Source organism: Streptomyces sp. NPDC051064 (genome assembly GCF_044455985.1).
In the GTDB taxonomy this organism is placed as follows: Bacteria; Actinomycetota; Actinomycetes; order Streptomycetales; family Streptomycetaceae; genus Streptomyces.
This window is the reverse complement of sequence record NZ_JBITFK010000001.1, coordinates 745,589-766,652: the sequence shown is the minus strand read 5'-3', so window position 1 is coordinate 766,652 and position 21,064 is coordinate 745,589. Positions and strand designations below refer to the sequence as shown.

Sequence of the window (21,064 nt, the reverse complement as noted above, 5' to 3'; positions counted from 1 at the left end):
AGGCTGGGACCCCACGACCGTGTCTCCACAGGTCGTCTCCCTACCCCTGACCGAAAGCCGCAGGTCGCCTATGAGTACGTCCGAGACATCCTGGCGAGCTGTGCTGGACGCGGACGGCTGCGCCTACACCGTCCACGAGCATGCCGCCGCGCACAGCGTCGCCGAGCGCCAGGCACTGCCCTTCCCCTGGACTCAGGCCGTCAAGACGCTCGCCTTCACCACTCCGGACATCCCGCTCCTGCTCGTGGCTCTGCGGGCGGAGGACCGGGTGGACTTCGCCCGTCCCACGGCCGCCACCGGCACCAGCCGCTCCCAGTTGCGCACGGCGGATGCCGACCTGCTCGCTGCGGAGGGCCTGATCCCGGGCGGCATCCCGCCGGTCAGCCACCGGCCCGGAGTGCCGTGCCTGATCGACACCGCGGTCGCCGAATCGGCCCGGCCCGTCTACTGCGGCGCAGGATCGGCCGACTGCACCCTTCAGATCGATTCCGCTGTCCTGGCCCGCCTCCCGCGCGCCCAGGTGACCCCGGTCTCCCGGTAGCCGTCCCCGCCGAACCCCGGTTCACGCCGGGTCCGCCCCGTCCCGCCTACGTACAGCACGCACATGCCGCAGCCCCAGCGGCGACACAGCAGAAATCAGGGAAGACCGGCCCATGGTGACCACCGAAAGCCTTCTCGCCTTCGCCGCGATGTCCCTCGTCGTGATCGCGATCCCCGGCCCGAGCGTCCTGTTCGTCGTCGGCCGCGCCCTCGCCCACGGCCGCCGCACCGCGCTCGCCACCGTCCTGGGCAACCTCCTCGGCTGCTACGCCCTCGTCCTCGCCGTCGCCCTCGGCCTGGGTGCCCTCGTGCAGAGTTCAGCCACCCTGTTCACGGCGGTGAAGCTGGCCGGTGCCGCCTACCTCGTCTATCTCGGCGTTCAGGCGCTCCGCCACCGCGACCGCCTGCGAACCGACCTGACAGCGGAGGAAGGGGAGCGGCGCAGCGATCTCCGCACCGTCCTGGACGGCCTCCTCGTCGGCGCCACCAACCCCAAGGGCCTGGTCTTCTTCGCCGCGGTCCTCCCGCAGTTCGTCAACCAGGACGCCGGGCGTATCCCGCTGCAGATGATGGTCCTCGGCCTGATCCCGGCCGGCATCGGCCTGATCTGCGACACCGTCTGGGGTCTGAGCGCGTCGGCCGCCCGGACCTGGCTCGCCGGCTCCGACCGCCGCCTCTCGATGATCGGCGGCGCGGGCGGTATCGCACTGATCGGCCTCGGGCTCACCGTCGCCACCACCCGCCACTGACCGACTCCAGGTGTCCGCGTACAGGGTCATCCGCAGGGCCGTGTACAAGATCGGCTGTAGGGCGGGAAGTCATGAGGCGGCGCAATGCGGCAAGGCTGTCGCACCGGCCGGCCGCGCGGAGCGGCCTCGGGGAGCCCCGCGCGCCGACATGGCACGCTCGACGGGATGAACCCGCCCACCATGAAGGGTATTGGCGCTGGATCGGATTCGCGACGATCTCGCCCGTGGTCGGCATCTACGCCGTCATCCCCGCTCGGCTTTTTCTTCGCCGTCCCCGCATGGATCGGCGCGGTCGTCGTCGCTCAAGGTTGATCCTTGCTGCCGAACAGCTGGTACGTCGAACGCTTCGATACCCCGGCGGCGCCGCAGAACGTGTCGTCGCCGATGTGGACGCCCTGTTCGTAGAACCGCTGCGCGGCGACGTCGAGCAACCGGTCGCGCGTCGAGACAGCACAGGCGGCCGACGCGGGCGTCGGGCGTTGTCGGGGCGCCCACAGGCCAGAGACCACCCGTTCACTTGCGCTGTGGAAACCGATCTGTTTTTCTGTGTGGAAACCGATCGGTTTCCGATTGATGTTCCGGTTCCACCTATGACCAGCGCCAAAGGGGAAAAATGACAACCATTGTCGATCGTGGGGCGCCTGCCTCCGGGAAAACAGACTCGGGCCGCCGCGGCTCACACGCCATGCGCTGGTTGGTGCTTGTCGTGCTGGGTGTGGCGCAGCTCATGGTCACGCTCGATGCGACCGTCGTGAACATCGCGCTGCCCGCGGCGCAACATGACCTCGGTTTCAGCGACGGCAGCCGGCAGTGGGTCATCACGGGTTACGCCCTGGCGTTCGGCAGCCTGCTGCTGCTCGGTGGCCGACTCGGTGACCTGTTCGGCCGACGTACCACCTTCGTGGCCGGCCTGGTCGGTTTCGCGGTCGCATCCGTCGTCGGCGGCGCGGCCGGCAGCTTCGAAATCCTCGTCGGGGCACGTGTGGCCCAAGGCCTCTTCGCCGCGCTGCTTGCGCCCGCGGCACTCTCACTGGTCAGCGTGACCTTCACCGAACCGGCCGAAAGGGCGAAGGCCTTCGGCATCTTCAGTGCGTTGGCCGGTGCGGGCGGTGCGGTCGGGCTGCTGCTCGGCGGCATGCTCACCGAATGGGCGTCGTGGCGCTGGGTGATGTACGTGAACGTCGTCTTCGCGGCCGTCGCGCTGGCCGGTGCGTTGCTGTGGCTTGCCAAGCCTGCGATCACCGAGCGGCCCAAACTCGACATTCCTGGCACCCTCGCGGTGAGCGCCGCACTGTTCGCCATCGTCTACGGGTTCGCGCACGTCGAATCCACCAGTTGGACCGACCCGGTCGCCCTCGGCTCCATGATCGTCGGCGTGGTGCTGCTCGCGGCATTCGTCTGGCTGGAGTCCAGGGTCGCGCATCCGCTGCTGCCGCTGCGACTCGTGCGGGACCGGACCCGCGGTGGTTCGTTCCTGGCGGTGTTCGTCATAGGCATGGGAATGTTTTCGATCTTCCTGTTCCTGACCTATTACCTGGAGGCCGGCATCGGCTACTCGCCGATCAAGACCGGTCTGGCGTTCCTGCCGATGGTCGGGGGCATCGTTCTTGCGTCGACCACGGCGCCTTCGCTGCTGCTGCCCAAGGTTGGTCCGAAGATCGTGGTCGGCGCCAGCTTCCTGGTCGCCGCAACCGGTATGGCCTTGCTGACCCAGCTCAAGCTGGACAGCACCTACGTCGCCGACATCATGCCCGGCATGATCCTGCTGGGTCTCGGTCTCGGTGGGGTGATGGCCACCGCGTTCCAGGGTGCGACCTCAGGCGTGCACCGCGAGGACACGGGCGTCGCCTCGGCGCTGGTCAACACCGGCCAGCAAATAGGTGGCTCGATCAGTACGGCGCTGCTGACCACCGTTGCCTCATCGGCCGCGACCGACTACCTGTCCTCGCACAAGGCCGGCGCGCTGACCGCGGCGCAGGCGGGGGTCGAGGGCTACACGGCCACCCTGGCATGGGGTGCCGGGTTCTTCGTGGTCGGTGCGGTGCTCACGGCGTTCCTGATGCCGAACAAGGCTCTGGAGGCGTCGGAGGGCGAGCGCGTGATGGCCCACTGAGCCTGAATCCACCGAGGATACGCGGTTGATCACAACGAGTGGACAGTGGGAAATGCCCTGCTACCTTCAGAAAACTGATCATCACAGGTAGCGGGCACCTTCCGTCAATTACGGCGTCAGATCCACGATGTGGGCTGAATTTGCGAGGCCGATGGGGACGCTGGTCACGGTGGGCGCGGTCGGCCTCATAGGGATGGACGCCTCCTGCCTGCCGCTGCTGTGGCTGTACTCGGTGCGCGCCCTTACGGTCTCCGGGATCGGTGCGCTCACCCTCCTTGGCGGGTTCGGCACGCCAAGACCGCCGCCCCGGCGTAGCGGAACCGTACTCACATGCCTGCTCGGCCGTGGACGGCGCAGAAGATCGCCCCGGCAAAGCATCATAAACCGATCGGTTTTCATAGTGTCGGAATCGGGTTACCCTCGCGGTATGACCACCGAGGCGAAGTCGAGTTCCCGAGAGCGGCTGCTGGAGGCGGCGGCCAGGCTCACCTACCGAGACGGTGTGGGCATCGGCGTCGACGCGCTGTGCAAGGCGGCGGTGGTGTCGAAGCGTTCCATGTACCAGCTGTTCGAGAGCAAGGACGAACTGCTGGCGGCGAGCCTGGAGGAACGCGCCTCCGCCTTCGTCGCTGGGCTCCTGCCTGCGGCGGACGACGGCCGTTCGCCCCGCGAGCGGATCCTGCACGTCTTCGAGCAGGTGGAGCTGCAGGCGGGTGCGCCCGAATTCCGAGGCTGCCAGTACCTGGCTGTTCAGATCGAGCTGAAGGACCAGAGCCACCCTGCGAGCCAGGTGGCCCACCGGGTCAAGGGGAACCTGACAGCCTTCTTCCGTGCCGAGGCCGAACACGGTGGGGCGAGCGATCCGGATCTGCTGGCCCGGCAGCTCAGCCTGGTCTTCGACGGTGCCAGTGTCCGCGCGGGTATCGGAGCCGACAAACTGACAGGGCTCATCGCGCCCACTGTGACCACTTTGCTCGATTCGGCACGCATGCGCTGACCCATCGCCTTCTCGAGCAGTCTCGGTTGGCCGCGAGACGCTCGCCGGGCCGTCCGGCCAGGGTCACCGTGAACGCACCAGCAGGCTTGCGAGCCGGGGAGTCCGGCGCCCGTAACGCCCGGCCAACCCCTCCATCTGCTCGGCGAAGGTCACCCGTACGCACCCCGGCGCGCCGCAGGCCGGACGGCTGATGGTCAGCTCGATGCACACCTGGCGCCCGCCGATCGCGTCAGCCGCAAGACGGTGCCGGTGTCCGCTGTGCCGCCGCGTCGACAGTGCCCTGCAGCACGGGCACGACACAGGCGCCGACTCCAGGTTCCGGCCACGATGCGTAACGCCCCCTCCTCGCGGCTCACTTGCTCCCCCAGGCCCCTGCTCAGGTGCGGCAGCACCGTCTTCAGTAGTCCTCGCATTTGGTGAGCATCACACCGGAGGTTACGGAGCGTAATCAGCATACGGGAGCATGATCGGCTTCGCGGAATCTTCGCAGGGCCCGAACGCTGACCCTCTGCTGGCTGATCGGCCCGAACGTGACCCGTGACGCGGCCCGGGATCAGCCCGCTGCGTGAACTTGCGCGCGGAAACCGATCGGTTTACCGTGAGAAGGAGGTGAAACCGATCGGTTTCCCCCCTGGGTTCGGGAGCGCATGATGACGACAAATCGGCCGGTGGCGCTCGTGACGGGTGGGTCATCCGGCATCGGGAGGGAAGCCGCGCTCGCGCTGGTCGCAGCGGGTTTCGACGTGGTCGGTACAGGCCGCGACACCTCGCGTGTCACCCCGCTCGGCGGTGTGACGTTCCTCGACCTCGACGTGGCCAGTGACGCGTCGGTCGCCGCCGTGGTCGAGCAGGTGGTCGGGCGGTTCGGGCGGATTGATGTTCTGGTCAACAACGCCGGTGTCGGCTCGATCGGTGCGGCCGAGGAAACCTCCGTCGCGCGGGCCCAAGCGGTCTTCGACATCAATGTCTTCGGGGTCATGCGCATGGTGAAGGAGGTCCTGCCGCACATGCGAGCCCGGGGGCGCGGGCGCATCATCAACCTCTCGTCCGTACAGGGGTTCATCCCCGCGCCTTACATGGCCGTCTATGGCGCCTCCAAGCATGCGATCGAGGGCTACTCCCAGTCCCTGGACCACGAGGTCCGGGAGTACGGCATCCGGGCGCTTCTCGTCGAACCCGCCTACACCAGAACGGGATTCGAGGCCAACAGCGCCAAGCCCGACGTGCCTGTGCAGGTCTACGCGGCGCAGCGGCGCTCCTTCGACCGCCTGATGGCGGCGGCGATCAAGGACGGCGACGACCCCGCCACCGTCGCCAAGGTGATCGTCGCGGCAGCGACCGATGCGAAGCCGAAGCTGCGCTACACCGCCGGCACCTTGGCCGGGCGTGCCAGCGTACTGCGCCGCTTCGTTCCTGCTTGGGCCTTCGACAGGCAGATCCGCAAGCTCAACCAGCTGGATGGCTGAAACCCGCCGCCCCGCACGTTCCACCGTTCGAGCACGGCAGCAAGAACGGGACGTATGTCATGGGCACCTACCTGGCAGAGAAGGCCGAGGGCCTTTCCGTGGAGGGCACCCCTTACCCCCCGGACCAGCTCAAGCAGCCCAAGACGTTCGTCGACCAGATCCTGGGCTTTCCGAGAACAGCTGACTCACCCCATCCCAACCAGACAGAGGACACACTGATGCCAGAGCGCAATCCCATCCTGATCACCGGTGCCGCTGGTGAAATCGGCGGTGTCAGCAGGACGATGGTCGACATGCTGCTCGAACAAGGGCACCCAGTGCGTGCGTTCGTACGGCAGGACGATGAACGCGCGCACTCGCTCCGCCAGGCCGGAGCCGAGGTCTTCGTCGGTGACCTGCTCAATATCGCTGACGTGACAGCCGCGCTGAAGGGCGTCCGACGCATCTACTTCAGCATGAGCCTGTCGCCGTACTACGCCGACGCCGTCAGCCTGATGGCCGCAGCGGCCCGCGCCCAGGGCGACATCGAGGCGTTCGTCAACATATCCGAGTACGAGCAGTCGTTCATGACGTTCGAGAGGATGACCGCACCGGTCGAAGAACGGAGTGCGCGGCTCGGCGGACTCGTCAGTGACTGGTCGCCGCAGCAGCGGGCCCACTGGGTCGCCGAGCAGGTGCTGGACTGGTCCGGCCTCCCGACCGTCAACGTGCGGGCAGCCATCTTCGTCGAGAACCCCGTCCTGACCTGGCTGGCGCTGGAGCCGCTGGGCAGCGGTGAACTGCGCCTGCCCTTCGGTGACCAGCGGTTCGCGCCCATCGCGGGTTACGACGTGGCGGAGCTGTGCGTGAAGATCCTGCTCGACCCGGCGCCGCACCTCTCCAAGTCCTACGCGCTCACCGGTCCGGAACTGAAGGACATGCACGGATTCGCGGAGGACTATGCGGCCGCGCTGGGACGCCAGGTCACTTACGTTCCCGAAGACGTCGACACCTGGAACGAGAACTATGTGGACAAAAGCCCCGTGGCCGCCTATCCGCATATAGCGGAGCACTTGAAGTCCCTGACCCGCCTGGTCGCCGGTGGACGGTACGGCGCCGACGGGGTCAGCGAACAGCTGGAAACCCTGCTCGGGCGCCCACCGAAGACCGTGCGGTGGGCGCTGGAGAACAATCCGCGCCTCCGGGAGCTGGCGGCTGCCTGAGCCACTGAGCGGTCCGGAGCGGAACCCTGACGCCACGCCGGAGCTCCCCGGCTGGGAACTCCGGTGTGGCGTGGGCCCCGAATGCCCTGACCTCGACCCCGCAAGCTCATTGCGCCGCACCCGAGATGTCCTCGGTCCTGCGACGGACGGCTTTGGTGAGTGCCCGGATGGCGGCAGGCCGCCTCTCAACCGTGCGCAGCGGCCGTGCAGCATCAGGGCCGACCTGAAACGCGGGGGTCCATTTCGAGCGGTTCCGCCCGAGCCAAGCTCAGCGGGGGAGCTGGGCGTGGATGGTTTTGCCGCCGGATCTGGGGGTGATGGTCAGGTGGCTGGTGAGGTGGCGGATCATGTGCCAGCCGAATCCGCCGCTGCCGCCGTTGAGGTCGGGTGTGCGCTCGCGGGGGTGCGCCGGGTCCGGGTCGCTGACCGCGGCGGTGACCGTGTCGGGGCCGGCGGACAGTTCCAGGGTGTAGTGGCCGCCGCCGTGGCGCAGGGCGTTGGTGACGAGTTCGGAGACCACCAGGACGAGGGTGTCCGCCATGTCCGGGCCGGGCGCCGGGGTGAGGCTGTCGGTGAAGGCGCGGGCGGCCTGGCGGGCCTCGCTGATGCCGGCCGCGGTGTCGCCCTGGACCGCGGTTGGTACGGGGGGTGTCGGGGCGATGGTGGTCCTCGTGCTGTTGATACGCGTACACCCCACCTGATCGGTTGTGCCGCTTGTGCCGTGCCAGCCCGCCTGCCCGCTTCCGGCAGTCCTCACACCCCGGGGGTGTGCGCTGGTGCGGTTTTCAAGCGATGCAGACCGCAGGACTTCACTGTCAGTCCTTACAGAAAACCTGCCATGACGGAAGTAGACATGTGGGCGTCGCCGGGGTTAGTGTTTTGCCCGTAGCCAAGAGATCGAGCAGGCCCGGCAGAGATGAACTGCCGGGAAGCAGTACAGGTAAGTGCAGGTCGGTGCGGTGGTGGAGTTCCGGAGCCAGAGTGGTTGCAGGAAGGCGACGGGACTGACGGCCGGACCGGGTGGCCCGCAGTTTTCAGGGGCCGCCATGAGCAGTACACGCAGTAGCAGTATGTGAGAGCAGTACCTCGGTGAAGGCGTCGGCTGCGGGCGCGCGTACCGGGAAGTTCGGCAGTGGGGTTCCAAGCCAGAGCAGATGCAGGACGGGCGACGGGGCTGGCTGCCGGAGGGTGGCGCTGTCGCAGGCCACCAGCAGTTCGCAGTATGAGCAGTACGCAGTACCAGCAGTACGCAGTACCGCAGGACAAGTGATCGATTCAGAGGGAAAGAACGGAGGAGTTGAGCGCCATCAGGATCGCCCGGGTGAACGATGTGGGCCCGGGTACCGCAGGACATCGATAGTGAGGTGGTCTCCGGTCAAGCAACCGCGATCCCCGCAACCCCCGGACCTCTTCCCGGTAGGTATGCGGAAACACAGAGCCGGCGTAGCAAATGAAGGCCGGCTGATGGTGTAGCAGTTCCTTCGGGGCCCGGGTGCCATTGGCACCCGGGCCCCTCCAACGCGTGTTCCACAGGAAGGTACAGATGACAGCAGACGACTCGTTCGGCCGCCTCGACGACGACGACTACCCCGCCTACACCATGGGCCGGGCCGCCGACATGCTCAACACCACCCAGGGCTTCCTCCGCGCCATCGGCGAAGCCCGACTCATCACCCCGCTCCGCTCCCCAGGCGGCCACCGACGCTACTCCCGCTACCAACTGCGCATCGCCGCCCGGGCCCGCGAACTCGTCGACAGCGGCACCCCCATCGAGGCCGCCTGCCGCATCATCATCCTCGAAGACCAGCTCGAGGAAGCCCAGCGCATCAACGCCGAACACCACCGAGGCGCCAAGCCGGCCAGTACGCCACCCGCGGGCTGAAGCCCGGCGTGCCCGCCGGGCACCGGCCGGTGATCAAGAGCCGTGCACGGTCGCGCTCGCTGGTGTCGAGGTTGGTGACCGTCAGCGCAACGTGGTTGACGCCCGTGATGTTGGGGCCGGGGGTCTCGCTCACGTGCTTCTCCTTGGTGCGGGGAACGCGTCTGCCGCCCCCGGGGCGGCGGCAGACGCATCGGCCTGGGGGCGGGCGGTGTCAGCCCGGCAGCTTGTTGAACTTGCGGATCTGCTGGTCGAAGAACCGGGCAGGGGCGAGGCGACGCGCCAGGCTCATGCGCTTGGCGAACGGTCCCGCGGGGGAGCGCAGCTTCGGTTTGCCGGTGGTGGCCGCGGTGACGACGGCCTGGGCCACGACGGCAGGGTCGTCGCCGCCCCTGACCGCCTGTGCGACGGCCTGGTCGACGGACCGCCGCTGGCTCTCGTAGAGCGGCAGCGGCGTGTCGGGCTGTACGAGATTCCCCTCGAAGGAGGTGTTGGTCGCGCCGGGCTGGATGAGCAGCACGCGGACGCCGTACTCGCGGACCTCGTGGTCCACCGACTCGGAGTACCCCTCGACCGCGTGCTTGGACGCGATGTAGGCGGACATGAACGGCTGGGGCGCGAACCCGTAGAACGACGACATGTTGATGATGCGACCGCTGCCCTGGGCCCGCATGTGAGGCAGCACCGCCTTCGTCATACGGATGACACCGAGAACGTTGATGTCGAAGACGCGCTGGTGCTGTGCCACGGAGCTTTCCTCGGTGGCGCCCGACGAGCCGATGCCGGCGTTGTTGACCAGGACATCGATCCGGCCGAACCGGTCGATGACCTGCTGGACCAGAGTGGTGACCGAGTCATCGCTGCTCACATCGAGGTCGAGGAAGGTCACGCCCTCGCGCGGGGCGACCTTCGCGGTGTTCCGGCTGGTGCCGATCACCTCGAAACCCGCCGTGACGAGTGCGAGCGCAGTCGCCTCTCCGATGCCGGAGGACGCGCCCGTCACCAGGGCTACCGGTCGATTCGTGCCCATCATGAACTCCTACTGTCATTCATCATCTTTAGTCGCTTTTAAGGCTATTCGCGCCATCGAAGGCACGCCTGGGCTTCCTGAGCTGCCCTTCGGCGACGCAAGCAAATAGCCACATCTCTAAGGTAGCTGTTATGCGCATAACTGCAACTTGAGTGACGCGGTTGATGAGGTAATTGCGCCTGGTGCGTATCGTCTGTGGAGTGAGGGCCGATGCATGCTGCGGGAAGGGGAAGTCGTGGGGCGAGCACTGCGCGCTGACGCGGAGCGCAGCGTGCGCGCGATTCTGGAGGCGGCCGAGAAGGTGCTCGCGGAGGATCCGGGCGCACCGATGGAGCAGATCGCCGAGGCTGCGGGTCTGGCCAGGACGACGGTGCACCGGCGCTTCGCGAACCGGCAGGCCCTCATCGACGCACTGGCCGCCGCCGCGAAGCAGCAGCTCACGGCGGCCATCGACGACGCCCACCTGGAGACCGCCCCGCCGCACGTCGCGCTGCACCGGGCCACGGCGAACACACTGCGGGTCAAAGACGCCTGGCGTTTCACACTCGGCAACCCCCTGGCCGGCAACGACATCGCCCAGGACGTCTGGTCCGAGATCAACACGCGGTCTCTCGCATTCCTCGCCCGGGCGCAGCGCGAGGGGCTCCTCGCCCCGGATGCGGACCTGGAGTGGACACGGCGGGTCTACTACGCCCTGGTCACCGAGGCGCTGCAAGGTCCCGGCGCTGCCGAGGACCCCGATACACAGAACCCGGACGCGTTGGCCACCCGTATCGTCGACACGCTGCTGCACGGCGCGGGACGACGCCCCTGAGCCATGCCCGCCCAGGCGAACCTCCTACCGCCATGACCTGCACGAACAGCTGGGCAGGAAAGCGCTGATGCGGCACCGGAACCGCTTCGGTCCCCCTCGGTTGAGTGTCATGAGGTGCCCCGGTGGACGACCCGCGGAGGCGCCAGTCCTTCCAGCGGCTTTGCGTCTTCGGTGGGCCCGTTCAAAACTGCCTGGAGGTGTGTGAACAGTGGGCCCGCCAATCCTGTGGCGTCGATGGCCACGGACGACAGGGTGGGTCGAAGGTAGCGGGCGATGGGGAGGTCATCGGCGCCGACAAGCGCGAGGTCGTCGGGGAAGGTCACCCCGAGATCGGTCAGAACGCCGTGCATCAGCGCGCCGTACTCATCGTTGTAAGTGAAGACAGCGGACGGCCCCCTGGCGCAGGAGAGTCCTGTCGCACGTTCGGCGGATTCCGGCGTCGCTTCCAGGAGGATTTCTTCCGAATCCGCGCCTGTGTCCAGGGCGGCCTTACGCAGACCCTCCGACCGGTGGCGGCCTACCTCCTCCAGCGGCCCGCTCGGAACCAGCGCGGCGAGGCGACGGTGGCCTACGGCGTTACCCGGACCCCGGTTACGGGTGCCATCGGTGGCGGACAACGGTCAAGCACCGCCACTCCGATCGAGTCACTGGCAGGCGTACGCGATACCCGGTGCGATCCGTGGAGCGTTGGGGAGCGCCTAACTCATGACAGGCCCTGGAACGGCGAGGCCAGGGGTTTTGGGCCAGGGAGCGCGGTCGGCTACGAGCGGGCGCAGTGAGCGCAACGCACGCATGCTGTTCACACCGATGGCGGCGCACACCTGCCCTTCACGGTGGTAAAGGGCGGTGAAGCGGCGTTCGGCCGGATCGCCTTCGACCAGTTCGAGTCCGTCTACGCCCGCGGGACGGCCGTGAACCTGGATCTTCATGTCGTACTGGTCGGACCAGACGTACGGCACGGTGGTGAACGGCTTGGCCTCGCTCGGGCCCGCCAGGAGATTGCGGGCTACGGCGAGTCCCTGCTCGCCCGCGTTGGTGCGATGTTCGATGCGTATCCGCTGTCCGGTCGCCTCGTCGGGCCAGGAGGCGACGTCACCGGCGGCCCAGATCCGCTCACCCGCGCGAAGGGTCCCATCGCACTCCACACCGTTGCCCGTTCGCACCGGGCTGTTCTGCAGCCACTCGGTGTTGGGGATGGCACCGATGCCCACGAGAACGACGTCGGCTTCCAGGGTGCGGCCGTCAGTGAGGCGCACGCCGGTGACGCGGCGCTTCTGGGTCAGGACCTCGGCAACGTGGGTACCGGTCTCCAGTTGAACCCCGGCCGCTCTGTGGGCATCGGCGAGCATCGTGCCGACCACGGGCCCCAGCGCGTTTTCCATGGGGGCGGCCGTGTCCGTGACCAAGGTGACTTCGCAGCCCATCTCTCGTGCGACGGCGGCGGCTTCGGCGCCGATGAAGCCGCCGCCCACGATGAGCAGACGGGGCAGGCCGAGGAACTCCTCGCGCAGCCGGACAGCGTCATTCATCGTGCGCAGCGTGTGCACGCCTTCGACGTTCTCGGTGCCGGGAAAGGTCCGTGCTCGGGCACCGGTCGCCACCACCAGCTTGTCGTAGCCGATCCGGTCGGCCCCGGCCAGGACCACTTCTCGCCGATGCGCGTCCAGCCCGGTCGCACGGTGACCCAGGCGGAGTTCGAGATCCAGAGCAGCCAGTGCCTCAGGGGTGCGAAGGCTTGCCCGCTCGGCTTTCCAGGCGCCTGAGAGCACTTGCTTGGACAGGGGCGGGCGGTCGTACGGCTGCTCCGTCTCTTCGCCGATGAGTGTGAGACGGCCGTCGAAGCCGAGTCGGCGCAGGTTCTCTGCGGTGGCGAGTCCGGCAGCTGATGCTCCGACCACGACGATGCGGGTGGGGGGACTCGTCATGTGCGTACCTCAATCGTGTTCGGTGGAAGACGGCCGCGGACTCGTCCGGTCCGGCGGCCGCCGGTCTTCAGGGTGCTGGCCTGGGGGCACGACGAACGCGGCTTGGTCCCTCGTGCGTTCATCCACGCGCCCAGCGAACGGTGTATGCCGCCAGGACGGGAGGCATCCGGCGTGCGAGGGACTCAGGCGGGATACCCGGAGATGCCTGACGGCGCGGTGACCTTGCGTTCCAAGGGCCGAACGGCTGCTGCACGGCGCGCTCGGCCCCGGTGTGCAACTTTCTACCAGGCGACGGGCAGTTCGTGGACTCCGTAGACGCCCATGTCGGTGCGGAAGTCGACCTCGTCCAGAGCGCAGTCCAGCCGCAGGGCGGGGAAGCGCCGAAGCAGCGCCGGGTAGGCGAGCTGGAGTTCGGTGCGGGCGAGGTTCTGGCCGAGGCACTGGTGGGAACCGGAGCCGAAAGCCAGATGCCGACGGGCCTGGCGGTCGACCCGCAGGCTGTAGGGGTCCTCGAACACCTCGGGGTCGCGATTGGCGAGGTCGATGGGGCAGATCACCCCGTCACCGGCCTTGATCACCTGTCCTGCTATCTCGATGTCGGCAAGGGCGACACGGCGCCGTCCCATGTGGACGACGGTCAGGTAGCGCAGCAGTTCCTCCACGGCGCCGGCCACCTGCTGCGGGTTCCCGTCCCGCACGACGGCGAGCTGCTCAGGGTTCTGTAGCAGCGCGCAGGTGCCCAGCGCGATCATGTTGGCGGTCGTCTCATGGCCGGCCACCAGCAGCAGCACAGCATCGTTGACGCACTCCTCCTTGGTGCTCTCGCCGGTGGCCATGAACCCGGTCGCCAAGCGGCTGAGAAGGTCGTCACCCGGATGCGACAGCTTGGACTCGAGGAGGTCGCCGAGGTAGCCCGCCAATTCCTTGGAAGCGGCCATGGCCTGCTCCGGGGTACTGCGGGTGTCGACCATGCTCGCGCTGGCCCCCTGGAAGAACTCATGGTCCTCGTAGGGGACGCCGAGCAGTTCGCAGATCACCAGTGAGGGGATGGGCAGGGCGTAGGAGGTGACCAGGTCGGCCGACGGCCCCGCCTTCTCCATCCGGTCCAGCAGGTCGCCGATGATCACCTCGATGCGAGGGCCCAGCGCCCGCGTGCGTTTGACGGTGAAGTCACTGGTGAACCGGCGGCGATGCTGGTTGTGTTCGGGCTCGTCCATGAAGACGAACGCGCGGTTCTGCTCGCGGGTGGCTTCCGCGGCCGCGGTGGTGCTGGGGTAATTCGGCAGGGTCGTGTCCGAGCTGACGCGTTCGTCCTGAAAGAACGCGACCTGGTCGGCGTGCCTGGAAAGCAGCCAGGCGGTCTTGCCGTTCCACAGGGTCACCCGCGAGATCGGCTCTTTCTCGATCAGCTCGGACATGGCGGGCGGGGGGTCGAAGGGGCAGCCGGACGCGCGTTGCATGGTCCAGGCGCGGGGTGCGACGGGGGACTGGGTCATTTTCGCCTTTCAGCGGTGCGAGTGGTGGGGACTCGGGAACGGCCTGAGAGCACGGGTCAGGACAGCGTGATGGCCGCCGCCGGGCACACCTGCGCCGCTTCTTCGACGCTCGCGTGGAGCTCGGCGGGCGGCTGCGCGTTCAGCACGACCACCACCCCGTCCTCGTCCCGCTGGTCGAACACCTCCGGCGCGACCAGCACGCACTGGCCGGCCCCACAACACTTGTCCATTTCGACTGAAATCTGCATGTTCACTACCTCCGGATCGGGTCGCATGAACTTACTTAACAAAAGCAAGCCACACTCCGGAACCTAGCACTCCGATCCCTTGGTGCTGAAGAACCTCCTCTACACAGGCACTTTTTGGTCACATCCGCTCCAGCGGGGCAGACGCCCCAGCTGAGCCACGGCGTCGACAGAACCCGCCGCTCCCGGCTGCAAAGAAGACAGTCGGGTAGGCCATCATCAGGAAGTGACCCACTCTCCGTCCGGCAACCCCGGCCCCGTCGCCCCCTCCGTACCCGAGCTGCACAGATCACTGTCCGACCTCGCGCACGTCTTGGGCAGCGCCCGCACCCACGCACGGTTGCGCGCGCAGTCCGGGGTGCCCATCGACCGCGCTTCGCTCACGCTCCTGCGCGCCCTGGCTGCCGCTTCCGCCCCGATGCCCATGGGGGACCTCGCCGACATCCTGATGGTGCGGGCGTCCCATGTCTCGCGCCAGATGCGCAGTCTGAAGGAGGAAGGGCTCGTCACCACTGTCAGGGAACCCGGCGACGACCACCGCGTACGCAGGATCAGCATCACCGAAGATGGCCGAGATCTTGTCTCCCGCATGGAGACGACCGGCCAGCGTTGGCTCACCGACGCCCTGGCGGACTTCACACCCGACGAACTGCACACAACCGCCGCGGTGATCAAGCGCATCGCCGACGCCCACCGCGACGGTGACGGCGAGCTCGGGTAGGACACACCGCTGCACGCGCTCGGCAGCCGGGTCGCCGACCGTGGTGTCCCGCGCCTTCGATGTCGCGGGACGGCCGTCGGTGCTGCGGACGGTGACGTGGTCCCGGACCGCCTGGCGCACGTCGACGATGCCGCGGTGCCCGGGGGGGGGGGGGGGGGGGGGGCCGGGGTTGCCCGGAATGAACCGGCGGGGGGGGGCGGGCGGGAACGGTGGGGCCACCGGCCCCCGCCCCCCCCAAGCCGCCCAACCCCCCGCGGGCGGGGGGGCCGGGGGGCGGGGCCCCCCAGCGGCTGTGTCCGAGCATGGACGCGCCTGGGGTGCCGTGCCGGATCGCGGTGGCATCCGGCCCGCGTCGCCGACCAGTCGTCGCACGCCACCGACCTCTACGACGGTTTACGCAAGTGCTCGTCAGGGTGTCTTCGGGTGGGAGGTGTCTGCTGGCCTGCTGTGGGCTGTGCCGGTGGGTTCGGTGTGTGAGAGTGCGGCGAGAAGTTGCAGCTTCTCGTCGCTGTCGCTGTCCTTGTCGGGGTAGTAGACAACGAGGATGACGTCGTCGATGGGGAGTTTGTCGCGGTGGAGCCGTAGTTCACCGACGACGGGGTGGCGGACGGTGGTGGTGCCTCCGTCGAGGTTGCGGACGTCGTGTCGGGCCCACAGGGTGCGGAACCGCTGGCTGGACAGTGCGAGCTCTCCGACAAGTTCGACGAACCGGGGGTTGCCGGTGTCATCCCCGATGGTGGTGCGAAGAGCGGCAATGAAGTCGGCGGTGGCTTTCGCCCAGTCCTGCTGGAAGGCTTGTTCCTCCGGGTCGAGGAGGAGAGAACGAAGCCGGTTCTCGCCGGGTCGCAGACGAGGGGAGAGTGCGACGGCCATGGGATTGGATGCCAGTACGTCGAAGGCGCGCCCTTCGACGAACGCGGGGATCTGAAGGTGGGCGAGGAGTTGGTGCACCCGCGCCGGTACGTGCTCGGGTCGCTTGCGGCGCGGTGCCCTGGGACGTGCTGCCGCGAGACCGAGCAGATACGTCCGCTCGACGTCGTCGAGGTTCAGGACGCGCGCGAGTGATCCGAGGACCTGAGGCGAGGGGTTCTTGTCGCGGCCCCGTTCCAGGCGCAGGTAGTAGTCGGGGCTGATTCCGGCGAGCAGGGCGACTTCCTCCCGGCGCAGGCCCGGTACGCGGCGCTTGCCGCCGGGCGGGAGCCCTGCCTGTGCCGGGGAGATCAGCTCACGCCGGGCGCGGAGGTAGCTGCCGAGCTGGTTGTCCGATTCCTCATCCTTCACCACACCACCGTAATGCGGTGCGTGCGTCTCAGCGGGGGCCCTGGCAGGACCAGGGAAGACGGGGGCACTGCCACACTCCGCGGAGCCGGTCAAGACTGGCGATATCACTGTTTGAAAAGGACAGAGACCATCGCTGAACGGCGCCGCGGGCCCGAACGCCGTGGGTGCTCCAAACTGAAGGGAAGACCTCGTGGATCTCTCCAACCGCACCGTTTTCGTCGTCGGCGGAACGTCCGGCATCGGCCGGGAACTGGCCCGGCGGTTCGCCGCAGCGGGCAGCACCGTGGCCGTCGGCGGTCGCAGCGCAGAGGCGCTTTCGGAACTCTCCGACGAAGGCATCGGCACATTCGGCATCGATGTCACCGACGGTGCCTCCGTCGCACGGGCCCGCGACGCCGTACTCGTCCGGTACCCCGAGCTGGACACCGTGGTGACCATGCCGGGCGTCATGCTCCTGGAGGACCTGCGCGACCCGGCGCACTTCGAGGCGGCACAGACGACTATCGACACCAACCTGGTCGGCACCATCAGGGTCGTCGACGCCTTCACCCCACACCTGGTCCAACGCGGCGCCGGCACCTTCATCACCGTCACCTCAGGCATCGCCTTCCTGCCGTTCCCGCCCATGCCCACCTACGCCGCCTCCAAAGCCGCGGTGCACGCCTACTCCGAGGCACTGCGCGCGCAACTGGACGGCACCGGCGTCGGCGTCGTCGAGCTCGTCCCCCCGGCCGTCGCCACGGCAGGGCAGGAGAAAGTGAACCCACAGGCACTGCCGCTCGACGACTTCGCCGCCGAGGTCATGCAGTTGCTCTCGCAGAACCCCACCCCTGACGAGATTCTGGTCGAGCGGGTTCTCACGCACCGCTGGGCCGAGCGCGACGGCACCTACGACGACCTCGTCGCAAAGCGCTCCCAGGCCCTGGTCATGCTCCCCAGCCGCCAAGGCTGACAGCTCCCTCACCTTCTTACGAAATGGTCAAGGGAGGTCATTGGCAATGGGCACCTGCGGCCATTTTCTTTGCATGGGAGTGCGAGACGGTCACCACCCGGTCGGCGGTACGTCTCCCGAATCGGCACCGCCGCCGGGAGGGCGGGCGGGAGGAGGTCGAGCGGTGGACCGGGCCGAGTGGATCAGGGGAGGCTGGTGCCTGGTGCCTGGCGCTGGCTCCGGGGATGCTGCGGGGGGTGATGTCGGCGTCGGTTGGTCGGGCAACAACAGGTAGGCCCCCGCATCGGCGGGGGGACGCGCCTCGCGCAGGCGCTCGACGTCCGCTCAGCCGTGGACGGGTGCCGCCGGTGTCAGGCGGTACGCGTCGCCCTCGCGGCGTACGTGTCCGGCGGTGGGCGGCGGGAAGTGGCTGCCGAGCAGGAGCGTGGACGTGCCCGCGAGTGAGTCGAGCATCTGGCGCCGTGTCCTGGCGGCGAGTTCGGGTGCGATGTCCACGCAGCTGCAGAGTCCGGGGTGCGACAGCTGGACCGGGTGGTGGATGCTGTCGCCGGTGACCAGCGCGTTCTCACCCCCGCTGCTCAGCCGCACCGCCATCTGCCCGGGGGTGTGGCCGGGGGTGGGCAGCAGGCGCAGGCCCGGTGCGATGTCCGTTCCCTCGTCCGCGACGTCGACGAGGTCGAGCAGGCCGGCGTCCCGGACGGGGTGGACCGAGTCCCGGAACATCTGCTGCCGGGCCTCTTCCATCTCGGCCCCGGCCCAGTGGTCCCATTCCGTGCGGGCGGTGAGGTAGCGCGCGTTGGGGAAGGTGGGAACCCAGTCGTCCCCCTCGGCGCGTGTGTTCCAGCCGACATGGTCGGTGTGGAGGTGGGTCAGGATGACGAGGTCCACGGTGTCCGGGGCGAAGCCCGCCGCCCGCAGTCGAGCTTCGTAGTCGCTGTTCAGGTCGTGCCAGGCGGGGTTGGCGCGCCGCTTGCCGTTTCCGATGCCGGTGTCGACCAGGACCCGCATGCCGTCCACCTCGACGGCGAAGCTGTGGCTCGCCAGGCGGAGCGAGCCCCGTCCGTCGGCGAAGTCGGGGTGAAGCCAGGGTGTCCCGGTGACGATGCCGGCAGTCGCCCCGGGCAGGAGCCACTTGCCGGTCTCGACGGGGAGGGCGATCTCGTCGACGCGACGCACGGTGTGGGCGCCCACGGTCCATGCGGGCGTCCGGAGGGTGGCTGTGGTGCTGGTCGGCGACGTCGCGGACATGGGGGTCTTCCTTACCTGTGGCGGCTAAAAGCGATTGGTTTGCTTTAACTGACCGTAGGGCCTACGTTCCCCTAAAGCAAACGATTCGCATTTACGTGGTCGTGGGCCGGGGGTGCGCTCCCCGGCCTCACGCATCGCACAGAACGGGAAGGACGCACATGACCAGCGAACTCACTCCCCAGGAGGCAGCCCGAGGGGCGCTGCGTGCGGGGCTCCCCCTCGGGGGTGACCGCCATGAAGCGGTGGCCGCGACGGCCAACCACATCCACTCCGTCATCTCCACGCTGCGGGAACTCGACTTCGGCGACACTCCGCCCGCGGCCTCCTTCCGGGCCGGAGAGGAGGACACCGATGCAGCCGTTTGAGTTGTCGCTCACCGAGGCCTCCCGGGCAGTGCGCGCACGGGAGTTGTCCCCGGTCGAACTCACCGAATCCGTACTCGGTCGCATCGGCGCGGTCGACGGACGGCTCGGCGCCTATGTCACCGTCGTCGCGGACGCGGCCCGGGCCGCGTCCGCCCGTGCCGAGCGGGAGATCTCGACAAACGGACCGCGTGGGCCGCTGCACGGGATCCCCATGGGCCTCAAGGACCTGATCGACGTCAAGGGGATGCCCACCACAGCGAGTTCGGACGTCCGGGCCGGGCATGTCGCGGAGCGCGACAGCCATGTGGCGGAACGGCTCGGCGCCGCCGGGGCGGTCCTCCTGGGCAAGACGCACACGCACGAGTTCGCGTACGGCCTGACCACGCCGCAGACCAGCAACGCCTGGGACCACAGCCGTGTGGCCGGAGGGTCCAGCGGCGGATCGGCGGTGGCCGTCGCCGCGGGTGCGGCGACGTTCGCCCTGGGCACGGACACGGGCGGCTCCATCCGGGTTCCCGCGGCGCTCAACGGGGTGGTGGGCCTCAAGCCGACCTACGGCCTCGTCTCCCGCTCCGGCGTCACCCCGCTCTCCTGGTCGCTCGACCACGTCGGCCCCCTCACCCGCACCGTCCACGACGCGGCTCTGGTGCTGGCCGCGACAGTCGGTCACGACCCGCGCGACCCCGCGAGCGTGTCCGGCCCGCCGCCTGACCACTCCGGAGGAGGTGACCTGAGGGGGCTCAGGGTCGGCGTGCCCGGCAACTACTACTTCGACCGGGTGTCGCCCGAGGTCGAGGAGGCGGTACGCCAGGCGATCGGGCGGCTGTCGGAGCTCGGGGCGGAGCTCGTCGAGGTCGAGATCCCGATGGCGCGCTACATCCAGGCCGTTCAATGGGGGCTGATGGTTCCCGAGGCCTCCGCCTACCACGAGCGTTCGCTGCGGGCCGCCCCCGGTCTGTACGCGCCGGACGTCCGCATCCTGCTGGAGGCCGGTGAGCTGACCTCGGCGGGCGACTACCTGCGCGCCCAGCGGGCCCGGACGATGATGCGCGACGCCTGGGCCCGGATGTTCGACGGGATCGACGTCCTGGCCGCCCCGACCGTGCCGATGACGGCCGCCGAGGCCGGCCAGGACACCGTGGAGTGGGCCGACGGCACCGTCGAAGCGGTGTCCGACAGCTACGTACGGCTCTCCGCCCCGGCCGACATCACCGGCGTACCGGCCCTCACCCTCCCGGTCGGCCACGACCGGGCCGGCCTGCCGATCGGCATGCAGCTGATGGCGGGGCCCTTCCGGGACGCGACGGTCCTGCGGGTGGGACGGGCCTACGAGGAGGCGGCGACCGACAGGGTGCGGCTCGCCCCGGTCGCCGCCCGAGGCCCGGCCGTACCGGTGGCCCCACGGCCGCGCGGGTTGTCGGGGCTCCAGTCTTCGGGGCGGCTAGAAGCAACGGATTCGCATTAAGGTGGGGAGTATGAGCCCCAAGCCCATGACCCGCCCCGGTGGGCGCAGCGCGCGTGTGCAGGAGGCCGTCCACGCCGCGGTCCGTGAACTCGTCGGTGAGGTGGGCCGCGACGCGGTGACCGTCCCCATGGTCGCGGCGCGGGCCGGTGTGACGCCGTCCACGATCTACCGCCGCTGGGGTGATCTGCAGGAACTCCTGTCCGACGTCGCCGTCGAACGGCTGCGCCCCGAGACCGATCCGGCCGATCTCGGGAGCCTGCGGGCCGACCTCGACGCCTGGGCGGAGCAGTTCCTCGACGAGATGGCCTCTCCGTCCGGGCGCGCCTACATCAGGGACGCGCTCCTCGGAGACCCGGACGGCAGCAACGCCGGCCGGTGCTCCGCCTACGCCGCGGAGCAGATCGACGCCGTGCTGAGCCGTGCGGTCCTGCGGGGCGAGCCGGTGCCCGACACGGAACTGGTGATCGACCGCGTCGTGGCGCCGATCATGTACCGCATTCTCTTCCGCCCCGGCGGGCAGGGCGCCGGCTACGCGCGCGAACTCGTGGCCAACGCTCTGCACCGTCCCTGACGGAC

General features: G+C 68.7%; 23 protein-coding genes. 13 read left to right on the top strand and 10 right to left on the bottom strand.

Annotated features, from left to right (window positions below; translation table 11 throughout):
• Positions 1 to 100 precede the first annotated feature (100 nt).
• Positions 101 to 541 carry a YbaK/EbsC family protein gene (locus tag ACIBCU_RS03630; RefSeq protein WP_399228969.1) on the top strand — a complete coding sequence of 147 codons (441 nt, stop codon included), beginning with the start codon at positions 101 to 103 and terminating at the stop codon, positions 539 to 541.
• 112 nt (positions 542 to 653) lie between these two features.
• Entirely contained in the window at positions 654 to 1,289 is a 636-nt protein-coding gene (locus ACIBCU_RS03625; RefSeq protein WP_362939299.1) for a LysE family translocator, read from the top strand.
• A 302-nt stretch (positions 1,290 to 1,591) separates the two neighbouring features.
• On the opposite strand, the gene ACIBCU_RS03620 is transcribed toward ACIBCU_RS03625, so the two are convergent.
• Complete coding sequence (locus ACIBCU_RS03620) at positions 1,592 to 1,909, bottom strand: TetR/AcrR family transcriptional regulator (RefSeq protein ID WP_399228966.1); 318 nt, start codon at positions 1,907 to 1,909, stop codon at positions 1,592 to 1,594.
• On the opposite strand from ACIBCU_RS03620, the gene ACIBCU_RS03615 reads away from it, so the two are divergent.
• Positions 1,903 to 3,402: an MFS transporter gene (locus tag ACIBCU_RS03615; RefSeq protein ID WP_399228964.1), complete on the top strand. Its 1,500-nt coding sequence runs from the start codon at positions 1,903 to 1,905 to the stop codon at positions 3,400 to 3,402. The two genes, ACIBCU_RS03620 and ACIBCU_RS03615, sit on opposite strands and share 7 nt — an antisense overlap.
• A 108-nt stretch (positions 3,403 to 3,510) precedes the next feature.
• Here ACIBCU_RS03615 and ACIBCU_RS03610 read toward each other — a convergent pair whose 3' ends face one another.
• Positions 3,511 to 3,672, bottom strand: a complete 162-nt coding sequence (locus ACIBCU_RS03610) for a hypothetical protein (RefSeq protein WP_399228962.1) — start codon at positions 3,670 to 3,672, stop codon at positions 3,511 to 3,513.
• A gap of 157 nt (positions 3,673 to 3,829) precedes the next feature.
• Between ACIBCU_RS03610 and ACIBCU_RS03605 the strand changes: the two genes are divergently transcribed.
• The 3 genes from ACIBCU_RS03605 to ACIBCU_RS03595 all read left to right on the top strand — a co-directional run bounded on the left by ACIBCU_RS03605 (position 3,830) and on the right by ACIBCU_RS03595 (position 7,067).
• Positions 3,830 to 4,399 carry a TetR/AcrR family transcriptional regulator gene (locus ACIBCU_RS03605; RefSeq protein WP_399228960.1) on the top strand — a complete coding sequence of 190 codons (570 nt, stop codon included), beginning with the start codon at positions 3,830 to 3,832 and terminating at the stop codon, positions 4,397 to 4,399.
• Between the two features lie 650 nt (positions 4,400 to 5,049).
• Entirely contained in the window at positions 5,050 to 5,865 is an 816-nt protein-coding gene (locus ACIBCU_RS03600; protein WP_399228958.1) for an oxidoreductase, read from the top strand.
• Positions 5,866 to 5,924: 59 nt separating this feature from the next.
• A complete protein-coding gene (locus tag ACIBCU_RS03595) occupies positions 5,925 to 7,067 on the top strand; it encodes an NAD(P)H-binding protein (protein ID WP_399228956.1) in 1,143 nt (380 codons plus the stop codon).
• A 268-nt stretch (positions 7,068 to 7,335) separates the two neighbouring features.
• Here the strand turns inward: ACIBCU_RS03595 and ACIBCU_RS03590 are convergent, their stop codons facing one another.
• Complete coding sequence (locus tag ACIBCU_RS03590; protein WP_399228954.1) at positions 7,336 to 7,764, bottom strand: ATP-binding protein; 429 nt, start codon at positions 7,762 to 7,764, stop codon at positions 7,336 to 7,338.
• 846 nt (positions 7,765 to 8,610) lie between these two features.
• Here ACIBCU_RS03590 and ACIBCU_RS03585 point away from each other — a divergent pair.
• Positions 8,611 to 8,949: a MerR family transcriptional regulator gene (locus tag ACIBCU_RS03585; protein WP_362939281.1), complete on the top strand. Its 339-nt coding sequence runs from the start codon at positions 8,611 to 8,613 to the stop codon at positions 8,947 to 8,949.
• Positions 8,950 to 9,160: 211 nt separating this feature from the next.
• Here the strand turns inward: ACIBCU_RS03585 and ACIBCU_RS03580 are convergent, their stop codons facing one another.
• Positions 9,161 to 9,976: an oxidoreductase gene (locus ACIBCU_RS03580; protein WP_399228952.1), complete on the bottom strand. Its 816-nt coding sequence runs from the start codon at positions 9,974 to 9,976 to the stop codon at positions 9,161 to 9,163.
• 235 nt (positions 9,977 to 10,211) lie between these two features.
• Between ACIBCU_RS03580 and ACIBCU_RS03575 the strand changes: the two genes are divergently transcribed.
• Positions 10,212 to 10,790 (top strand): TetR/AcrR family transcriptional regulator, encoded by a 579-nt coding sequence (locus ACIBCU_RS03575; protein WP_399228950.1) that lies wholly within the window; start codon positions 10,212 to 10,214, stop codon positions 10,788 to 10,790.
• 107 nt (positions 10,791 to 10,897) lie between these two features.
• On the opposite strand, the gene ACIBCU_RS03570 is transcribed toward ACIBCU_RS03575, so the two are convergent.
• From ACIBCU_RS03570 to ACIBCU_RS03555, 4 genes are all read right to left on the bottom strand, one after another.
• Positions 10,898 to 11,407, bottom strand: coding sequence for a substrate-binding domain-containing protein (locus tag ACIBCU_RS03570; RefSeq protein WP_399228948.1), 510 nt, complete (start codon positions 11,405 to 11,407; stop codon positions 10,898 to 10,900).
• 81 nt (positions 11,408 to 11,488) lie between these two features.
• On the bottom strand, positions 11,489 to 12,715 hold the full coding sequence (locus tag ACIBCU_RS03565) for an NAD(P)/FAD-dependent oxidoreductase (RefSeq protein ID WP_399228946.1): 1,227 nt from the start codon (positions 12,713 to 12,715) through the stop codon (positions 11,489 to 11,491).
• Between the two features lie 281 nt (positions 12,716 to 12,996).
• Positions 12,997 to 14,211: a cytochrome P450 gene (locus tag ACIBCU_RS03560; protein WP_399228944.1), complete on the bottom strand. Its 1,215-nt coding sequence runs from the start codon at positions 14,209 to 14,211 to the stop codon at positions 12,997 to 12,999.
• Between the two features lie 56 nt (positions 14,212 to 14,267).
• Complete coding sequence (locus ACIBCU_RS03555; RefSeq protein ID WP_399228942.1) at positions 14,268 to 14,459, bottom strand: ferredoxin; 192 nt, start codon at positions 14,457 to 14,459, stop codon at positions 14,268 to 14,270.
• A 223-nt stretch (positions 14,460 to 14,682) separates the two neighbouring features.
• Here ACIBCU_RS03555 and ACIBCU_RS03550 point away from each other — a divergent pair, with 223 nt between their 5' ends.
• Positions 14,683 to 15,177, top strand: coding sequence for a MarR family winged helix-turn-helix transcriptional regulator (locus tag ACIBCU_RS03550; RefSeq protein WP_399228940.1), 495 nt, complete (start codon positions 14,683 to 14,685; stop codon positions 15,175 to 15,177).
• A gap of 408 nt (positions 15,178 to 15,585) precedes the next feature.
• Here ACIBCU_RS03550 and ACIBCU_RS03545 read toward each other — a convergent pair whose 3' ends face one another.
• Entirely contained in the window at positions 15,586 to 16,458 is an 873-nt protein-coding gene (locus ACIBCU_RS03545; protein ID WP_362939257.1) for a helix-turn-helix transcriptional regulator, read from the bottom strand.
• Between the two features lie 190 nt (positions 16,459 to 16,648).
• Between ACIBCU_RS03545 and ACIBCU_RS03540 the strand changes: the two genes are divergently transcribed.
• Positions 16,649 to 17,410, top strand: coding sequence for an SDR family NAD(P)-dependent oxidoreductase (locus ACIBCU_RS03540; RefSeq protein WP_362939254.1), 762 nt, complete (start codon positions 16,649 to 16,651; stop codon positions 17,408 to 17,410).
• 324 nt (positions 17,411 to 17,734) lie between these two features.
• Here ACIBCU_RS03540 and ACIBCU_RS03535 read toward each other — a convergent pair whose 3' ends face one another.
• Positions 17,735 to 18,658 carry an MBL fold metallo-hydrolase gene (locus tag ACIBCU_RS03535; protein ID WP_399228937.1) on the bottom strand — a complete coding sequence of 308 codons (924 nt, stop codon included), beginning with the start codon at positions 18,656 to 18,658 and terminating at the stop codon, positions 17,735 to 17,737.
• 158 nt (positions 18,659 to 18,816) lie between these two features.
• On the opposite strand from ACIBCU_RS03535, the gene ACIBCU_RS03530 reads away from it, so the two are divergent.
• The 3 genes from ACIBCU_RS03530 to ACIBCU_RS03520 are packed head-to-tail and all read left to right on the top strand — an operon-like array spanning position 18,817 to position 21,059.
• Positions 18,817 to 19,023 (top strand): hypothetical protein, encoded by a 207-nt coding sequence (locus ACIBCU_RS03530; protein WP_362939249.1) that lies wholly within the window; start codon positions 18,817 to 18,819, stop codon positions 19,021 to 19,023.
• Positions 19,010 to 20,488, top strand: coding sequence for an amidase (locus tag ACIBCU_RS03525; RefSeq protein WP_362939246.1), 1,479 nt, complete (start codon positions 19,010 to 19,012; stop codon positions 20,486 to 20,488). Before ACIBCU_RS03530 ends, ACIBCU_RS03525 begins: the two co-directional genes overlap by 14 nt.
• A gap of 10 nt (positions 20,489 to 20,498) precedes the next feature.
• Positions 20,499 to 21,059 (top strand): TetR/AcrR family transcriptional regulator, encoded by a 561-nt coding sequence (locus ACIBCU_RS03520; RefSeq protein ID WP_362939243.1) that lies wholly within the window; start codon positions 20,499 to 20,501, stop codon positions 21,057 to 21,059.
• Positions 21,060 to 21,064 lie beyond the last annotated feature (5 nt).

What these genes read in the sequence shown, in the direction of transcription:
- ACIBCU_RS03565 (WP_399228946.1), bottom strand. Translation starts at nt 12,715, where the DNA reads ATGACGAGTCCCCCCACCCGCATCGTCGTGGTCGGAGCATCAGCTGCC.
- ACIBCU_RS03580 (WP_399228952.1), bottom strand. Translation starts at nt 9,976, where the DNA reads ATGGGCACGAATCGACCGGTAGCCCTGGTGACGGGCGCGTCCTCCGGC.
- ACIBCU_RS03615 (WP_399228964.1), top strand. Translation starts at nt 1,903, where the DNA reads ATGACAACCATTGTCGATCGTGGGGCGCCTGCCTCCGGGAAAACAGAC.
- ACIBCU_RS03520 (WP_362939243.1), top strand. Translation starts at nt 20,499, where the DNA reads ATGAGCCCCAAGCCCATGACCCGCCCCGGTGGGCGCAGCGCGCGTGTG.
- ACIBCU_RS03530 (WP_362939249.1), top strand. Translation starts at nt 18,817, where the DNA reads ATGACCAGCGAACTCACTCCCCAGGAGGCAGCCCGAGGGGCGCTGCGT.
- ACIBCU_RS03535 (WP_399228937.1), bottom strand. Translation starts at nt 18,658, where the DNA reads ATGTCCGCGACGTCGCCGACCAGCACCACAGCCACCCTCCGGACGCCC.
- ACIBCU_RS03605 (WP_399228960.1), top strand. Translation starts at nt 3,830, where the DNA reads ATGACCACCGAGGCGAAGTCGAGTTCCCGAGAGCGGCTGCTGGAGGCG.
- ACIBCU_RS03525 (WP_362939246.1), top strand. Translation starts at nt 19,010, where the DNA reads ATGCAGCCGTTTGAGTTGTCGCTCACCGAGGCCTCCCGGGCAGTGCGC.
- ACIBCU_RS03555 (WP_399228942.1), bottom strand. Translation starts at nt 14,459, where the DNA reads ATGCAGATTTCAGTCGAAATGGACAAGTGTTGTGGGGCCGGCCAGTGC.
- ACIBCU_RS03595 (WP_399228956.1), top strand. Translation starts at nt 5,925, where the DNA reads ATGGGCACCTACCTGGCAGAGAAGGCCGAGGGCCTTTCCGTGGAGGGC.
- ACIBCU_RS03600 (WP_399228958.1), top strand. Translation starts at nt 5,050, where the DNA reads ATGACGACAAATCGGCCGGTGGCGCTCGTGACGGGTGGGTCATCCGGC.
- ACIBCU_RS03560 (WP_399228944.1), bottom strand. Translation starts at nt 14,211, where the DNA reads ATGACCCAGTCCCCCGTCGCACCCCGCGCCTGGACCATGCAACGCGCG.
- ACIBCU_RS03625 (WP_362939299.1), top strand. Translation starts at nt 654, where the DNA reads ATGGTGACCACCGAAAGCCTTCTCGCCTTCGCCGCGATGTCCCTCGTC.
- ACIBCU_RS03585 (WP_362939281.1), top strand. Translation starts at nt 8,611, where the DNA reads ATGACAGCAGACGACTCGTTCGGCCGCCTCGACGACGACGACTACCCC.